The 6307-nt window shown below is 36.7% G+C and carries 5 protein-coding genes; 1 reads left to right on the top strand and 4 read right to left on the bottom strand.

The annotated features are described in order from the left end of the window. Positions 1 to 225 precede the first annotated feature (225 nt). Entirely contained in the window at positions 226 to 1839 is a 1614-nt protein-coding gene (locus JZO71_RS06400; protein WP_206898716.1) for an FAD-dependent oxidoreductase, read from the top strand. 452 nt (positions 1840 to 2291) lie between these two features. Here the strand turns inward: JZO71_RS06400 and JZO71_RS06395 are convergent, their stop codons facing one another. From JZO71_RS06395 to JZO71_RS06380, 4 genes are read right to left on the bottom strand one after another with little or no spacing between them, the layout of a single operon-like run. After that, a complete protein-coding gene (locus tag JZO71_RS06395) occupies positions 2292 to 2750 on the bottom strand; it encodes a PTS sugar transporter subunit IIA (RefSeq protein ID WP_206898715.1) in 459 nt (152 codons plus the stop codon). A gap of 11 nt (positions 2751 to 2761) precedes the next feature. Continuing rightward, positions 2762 to 4090: a family 4 glycosyl hydrolase gene (locus tag JZO71_RS06390; protein ID WP_206898714.1), complete on the bottom strand. Its 1329-nt coding sequence runs from the start codon at positions 4088 to 4090 to the stop codon at positions 2762 to 2764. 14 nt (positions 4091 to 4104) lie between these two features. After that, positions 4105 to 5478 carry a PTS transporter subunit EIIC gene (locus JZO71_RS06385; protein ID WP_242590471.1) on the bottom strand — a complete coding sequence of 458 codons (1374 nt, stop codon included), beginning with the start codon at positions 5476 to 5478 and terminating at the stop codon, positions 4105 to 4107. Between the two features lie 59 nt (positions 5479 to 5537). After that, positions 5538 to 6302 carry a carbohydrate deacetylase gene (locus JZO71_RS06380; RefSeq protein WP_206898712.1) on the bottom strand — a complete coding sequence of 255 codons (765 nt, stop codon included), beginning with the start codon at positions 6300 to 6302 and terminating at the stop codon, positions 5538 to 5540. Positions 6303 to 6307 lie beyond the last annotated feature (5 nt).

Below are 6307 nucleotides of genomic sequence, written 5' to 3'. Positions count from 1 at the left end.
GATAGATAAAGTTGTGACACATAGCATTCAGCTGACACAAAAATTCAAAATTTTCACTACAAAATAAAACAATTATTTACTTATCAAAAAGCATGTTGCGACTTTTTTCGTCTCACATGCTTTTTTCTTTTTGTTCATTCCCATTCCTTACTTTACTTCCGGCACAATTCTTTGCTGGATTGCAAATAAAATAGTACTATTCAAATTAGAAAAGGAGTTGTTTTTATGAAATTTGTAGTCATTGGCGGTGTTGCTGGCGGTCCTTCCTTTGCGACACGCTTACGCCGATTAAATGAAGAACATGAAATTGTGATTTATGAACGAGGTGAACACATTTCCTACGCTAGTTGTGCGCTTCCTTATTATCTCGGACAAGTAATTGATGATCGTGATTCATTGATCGAGCGAACACCTGAAATTTTAAAAGTTAAAAATAATATTGATGTCTTTACGAAGCATGAAGTCACACTGATTGATCCAGATAAAAAAGAGTTAACCATCCATGATTTAACAACTGACCAAGTCAGCCAAACAAATTATGATTATCTAATTATTTCTGCGGGAGCTCGCCCTACTTTACCACCAATTCCTGGTGCAGACCAAGCCGAAAATGGTTTTGTTTTGCGCAGCGTAACTGACGCCGATAAAATCCAAGCCTTCATTCAAAACAAGGCGCCAAAAAATGTTTTAGTTCTAGGTGCGGGGGTTATGGGATTAGAACTAGCTGAAAACTTTAAGCATCGCGGTATGGAAGTTACATTAGTCGATCAGCTAGATCAAGTTGCTTTTCCTTACGATCATGAAATTGCTGATTTAGTCTATGATAAATTAATTGAACAAGGCTTAACCGTTCATTTAAATACGCATATCAATGACATTCGCCAAAAAGGAAACGAAGTCCAATTATCGGATGGTGCTCTTCTACATCCTGACATGATTTTATTTGCCACTGGTGTCGCACCAAATAATGAAATCGTTAAGTCTGCTGGTATTTCAATGAGTGAAAATGGACAAATTATCGTTGATAACCAATTAAAAACGAATCTTCCTGATATTTTCGCCATCGGTGATATTATCGAGACAACCAGTGTCATTACGCATCAACCAACGCCAAGTATGTTATCAAGTGCTGCAAATCGCCAAGGACATCTACTGGCGGATATCGTCAATGGTGCACCTTTTACGTATCGTGGTTACATTGGCGCTGGTGTAGCAAAAATCTTTGACTATACTGCAAGTTATGTTGGTCTTACGGAACATCAATTAAAAGAAGCTGGCATCACGAACTATAAAACGATTTTTATCACTCCTTTCGACCATGCAAATTTTTATCCAGGTGCTACTCGACTAAATCTCAAACTAATTTTTGAAGAAGAAACTGGAAAAATTTTAGGTGGTCAAGCAGTTGGTGAGCATGGTGTAGACAAACGAATTGGTGAATTATCTGTTGCAATTACAGGTAACTTAACTGTCTTTGATTTGCCAGATCTTGAGTTACCCTACTCTCCGCCTTATTCAACCACTAGAGACCCATTGAATATCGCTGGCTACGTTGCAATCAATCAGCTAAACAATACAGTGAAAACAATAAAAGCCAGTGAATTAACCAAAGAAGAATTACAAAACGGTTTCTTTTTAGATATCCGTGAGGCAGACAAGCCTAAGTCGGGAAGTATTGAGGCAACCAAAAATATTCCGATGAATGAATTGCGTGATCGAATTGCCGAGATTCCTAAAGAGAAGCAAGTCTTTATTACTTTTAGAAAAGGATTAAATACCTATACTTCTGCTCGAATTTTGGCAGGTTTTGGTATCAAGGCAACTATGATTGAGGAATAAGGTTGTGGCGCAAAGCGGTCGGCTCCGACAAAATAATAAATAACTGTCAAAAATAGCTCTTCATATTTTTAGACAGTTGCGAATTATTTCGAGGAGTTGCTTGGGGAACACTGTGAATTAGATTGTGGCTCCAATTGAACCAGATGGTGATTCTCATCGTTATGATACCAGCGCCACCATGTTTCTATTTGTGTTTTGTTCTTAACACCTATTTTCCCCATTATCGTTTTTACAAGAATTTTCTTTTGTTTCATCTGTATAACCATTTCTTTGATGTAAATCGGATAAGTGACTCGATTTTCCTCCAAAAAACACCTCTTAGTTAAATTCATTTTATTTGAATTCAACAAGAGGTGCTTTTTTAGTTTGTCTCAGTTTGTTGGGTCAGTTCCTTAAAGTATATGATACTTCTTACTTCAGACAAGATAAACATAAATGATATTCTTGTTGCGCTAAAATTGGAATAACTCCTCTTGCAAGGAAACCTTTTGTTCTTCTTTCAAAAGTTTCCCCTTAGTCATTTCTGGAAAAACAACCATAAGTGTAGCCTCTTTTTGTGCTTTTTCTAATTGTGGAAGATCAATAATAGCCAATAATGTGCCAGCTTTTACTTTCTGGTCTTTGGCTACTTGAATTGAAAAAGGTTTACCTTTTAATTCCACAGTATCTATCCCCATATGGATCAATAATTTCTCACCCGTTTTACATGCAATCGTGAGTGCATGAAGCGTTGGAAAAATACTCTCCACGCATCCTTCAACTGGTGCGTAAACCTTACCATCATGTTGCTTTATGGCGTAGCCTTCACCCATCATTTTTGAAGAGAAAACTTCATCATTGACCTCTTCTAACGGGATAACATAGCCGTTTGCAACAGACTTCAACACCTTCTTCGTTTTAAAAAAAAGCATCCTTTCATCTCCTAAACTAATTCTGGCCAATATTCTTTGTTCGCTTCAATCATTTCATCCAAAACTTTTTTTGCAACTCTGGCATTAGGAACTGTTTGATTTAGTGTAAATGCCTGTAATGCTTTTTGATATGAACCTTCAAAATAAGCGTCAACTAATAGTTTTTCTGCCGCTACTTGTGCTTCCATCATGCCTTTATGAAAATCACAAATTGGTTCTCTCAAAGAAATTGGTTCCACACCTGTTGCCCCGACATAAGCAGGAACTTCTACCACGGCATCTGGACGTAAATTAGGAATAGCACCTTGATTCGGAACGATTAACATAAAACGTCGGCGCTCATCGTTTAGTAAAGAGGTTGCCATATCAACAATATATTGACCATGTTCACCAAAGTTAAAGTTTAAAACATCTTTGGTTACACCATTCCGAATTTTCTTCGCCATTTCTTTGGTATTTTTTTCTCGTCCTTCCATCACCATATTAGCACGAGTATAGTTTTTGTCAGAATGCTCAATAACCATATCGGGATATAAATAATACTCTAAATAATTATTCGGAATATTTTGTGGAAAGTTCTTTGTAATTACAGACATCATACTAAATGCTTCTTGCCATGTTTGATCTCCAGCATTAAAGTCTGCAACCTGCATTTCCTGACCGTTCAGCTTTTCGATGATTTCAGGCATAACATCACGTTTCAATTTCTTGTCATAAATAGCTGTGTACCAACCAAAATGGTTTAATCCATAATATGTCGGAATCCAGTTTTTCCGATCATAACCATAGTTAATCGCGATTGTTTCTTCAATTGAGATTGTCATATCACAAGCATTAATCATTTTTGCTTTTGGATAGCGTCGACGAACAGCCTCCGAAACAATTGATTCAGGATTCGTATAATTCAAAATCCATGCTTCAGGTGCATATTTCTGTACATATCCTACGATTTCCAAGAGTCCACTCATTGAACGCATCCCGTAAGCAAAGCCACCCAAACCACAAGTTTCTTGACCAACTAAACCATGACTCAAAGGGATTTTTTCATCTTTTTCACGCATTTTCAGACCACCAACTCGAATTTGCGAGAAAATGAAGTCGCAACCAGTAAAAGCTACTTCTGGATCTTCTGTTGATGAGATTACGACATTTGAAAAGCCTTCTTTCTCCAACATATACTGAATAATCATGTACATGTCCTCATTTCTTTGTGCATCAATGTCATACAACCGAATTTCCGAGAGTGGTAAGCGTTCTGAATTATTTAATACTGCTTGAATGATTCCTGGTGTATAAGTGCTACCTCCACCAGCAATTGTAATAATTTGTTTTTTTGTCATATTTTTCTTCCTTTCTATTGCTCTAATAATTTATTGAATTCCGCCATTACATACGTAACCTCTAATCCAATAATGACTTGATAATTTTTTTCTGTTGGTTTTATCAAACCACTGATTCCCAACTGTTTGATACGTTGTTCATCAACGATTTCTGGTTTTTCCACTTCAACTCTTAAACGTGTGTTGCAACTAAACGCATCAGAAATATTTTCGGAACCACCAAAAGCTTGCAACATTTTTTTTGCCATGTATTCATAATTTTTACTTGCTAAAACCAACTCATTTTCCTCAGCGATTGCCTCAGCTCCATATTCTGTTGCCACTTCTCTTCCTAAAGTTGGAATGTCACGTTTCTTGATTAAATAATAAAAAGTAAAATAGTATAATCCAAAAAACACGAGGCCAACTGGAAGAATCAAAATCGCATTCGTTGCAATCTTAAAATTGATTAGATAATCTACGATACAAGCACCAAATGTAAAGCCAATCCGAATATTCAACAAGTAACAAACTATTCCAGCCAAACCAGCAAATATTGCATGAACAACATATAACATTGGTGAAATAAACATAAAACTAAATTCAACTGGTTCCGTGATATTCGAGATAAAAGAAGTAGCTGCTCCGCTCCCCATAATTCCTTTTACCATCTTTTTATTTTCTTGAAACGCAGCTCGATAAATAGCTAAACAAATCGCTGGCACTCCAAACATCATGACTACAAAAAATCCAGATAAAAACAATCCCGCTTGTGGATCTCCATTAATAAAACGTGTCATTTCTCCCCGAAAAACCTCGCCATTTGGTGCAGTATAACTACCTAAATCATAATAGACATACGTGTTAAGCACATGGTGCAGTCCAAAAGGAATCAGTAGCCGATTCAAGAACATGAAAATTCCGACACCAAAAGCGCCCATGTTGACCAATAATCGAGCAAAACTGTCGATCCCCGCTTGTGCAAATGGCCATAAAATGCCAAAAACAACTGCAGTGATCGTCTGAAAAATCATAACCATCGTCAATGGAAACTTCTCACCAGCAAAATAAGAAAATACCATTGGCAATCGTTGTTCTTTAAACCGGTTATACGTCCAAGCCGCAATCAAACCAGAAATAATCCCACCAAATATTCCCATATTGACTGCCGGATTCATGATTTCCAATCCTTTTTTCAATGTGGCAATTGCCAAGAAACCTGTAAGGGCTGGAATCCCTTTGTCTTTCGTCTTCGCAAATCCAATCGTTACTCCAATCGCAAATAGAATATCCAAATTTCCAAACACAGTATTTCCAGCAGCCCCAATCACTGGGATATTTAACATATCATCAGCAGAGAGACGCATAATCAATCCAGCTAAAGGCATCGCAGCGACCGGTAATAGCATTGCTCTACCAAGCTTTTGTACGCTTTCTTTAAAATTTGACAACTTTTTCTCCCCCTTATCTATAGTTCTTTGTACGTGATTCGTTCAATCAAGGCATCCTTTTTCACTTGTTGCGCAAAAGTTGAGTGAATCAAAAATTCTACTTGATTGACTCGCGGATAAATAAAACTTGATCCATTTAACAGCAACTGATCAATATAAGCTGTGTGACACATGATTTCAACAGTTTTGTCTTCACGTAAAATTTTTAGTAACCCTTCTAAATATTCTTCCACTGAACAATTAATCTGACGCTTTTCTACAATACTTTCTCCAACATCATCAAAATATGGTTCAAAATAATCAACGTGGCGAACTTCTGCTCTTTTTTCAAAGTTTCCACGAACAGGTAACCCGTATTTTTTCGCCAACGTCACGACAACTTCCTGATTCATTCCAAAAGTATGCGTATGATGATGACTATCTAAATGTGTCGGAATGATCCCAGCGTGATAAACCTTTTGAATTTGTGCGTTCCATTCTTGATATAACTGATCACTATCTATTTCAAAAGGTTGTTGATAAAAAGCTAATTTTTTGAAGTTTGGTCCATCCATCAAACTATCTACATTTTTCAAAAGTGGTTCTCCACATGTCAACGTTAAGTGAACACCAACCCCTAAATCTGGTAATTCTTTTTTTAACTTTACTGCGTGCTCAAATCCTGGCATATTTGCCATTAAAGTTGTTGAAGTTAGAATCCCATGTTGATGTGCGTCAACAATTCCATAATTGACACCATTGCTATAACCGAAATCATCTGAATTAATTATTACTTTTCCCATTTTTT

It is taken from the genome of Candidatus Enterococcus courvalinii (assembly GCF_017315945.1).
Lineage (GTDB): Bacteria > Bacillota > Bacilli > Lactobacillales > Enterococcaceae > Enterococcus_B > Enterococcus_B courvalinii.
Note: the sequence above shows the minus strand (reverse complement) of the source record. Positions and strands in the feature narration are given on the sequence as shown.

What these genes read in the sequence shown, in the direction of transcription:
- JZO71_RS06400 (WP_206898716.1), top strand. Translation starts at nt 226, where the DNA reads ATGAAATTTGTAGTCATTGGCGGTGTTGCTGGCGGTCCTTCCTTTGCG.
- JZO71_RS06395 (WP_206898715.1), bottom strand. Translation starts at nt 2,750, where the DNA reads ATGCTTTTTTTTAAAACGAAGAAGGTGTTGAAGTCTGTTGCAAACGGC.
- JZO71_RS06390 (WP_206898714.1), bottom strand. Translation starts at nt 4,090, where the DNA reads ATGACAAAAAAACAAATTATTACAATTGCTGGTGGAGGTAGCACTTAT.
- JZO71_RS06385 (WP_242590471.1), bottom strand. Translation starts at nt 5,478, where the DNA reads ATGCTATTACCGGTCGCTGCGATGCCTTTAGCTGGATTGATTATGCGT.
- JZO71_RS06380 (WP_206898712.1), bottom strand. Translation starts at nt 6,302, where the DNA reads ATGGGAAAAGTAATAATTAATTCAGATGATTTCGGTTATAGCAATGGT.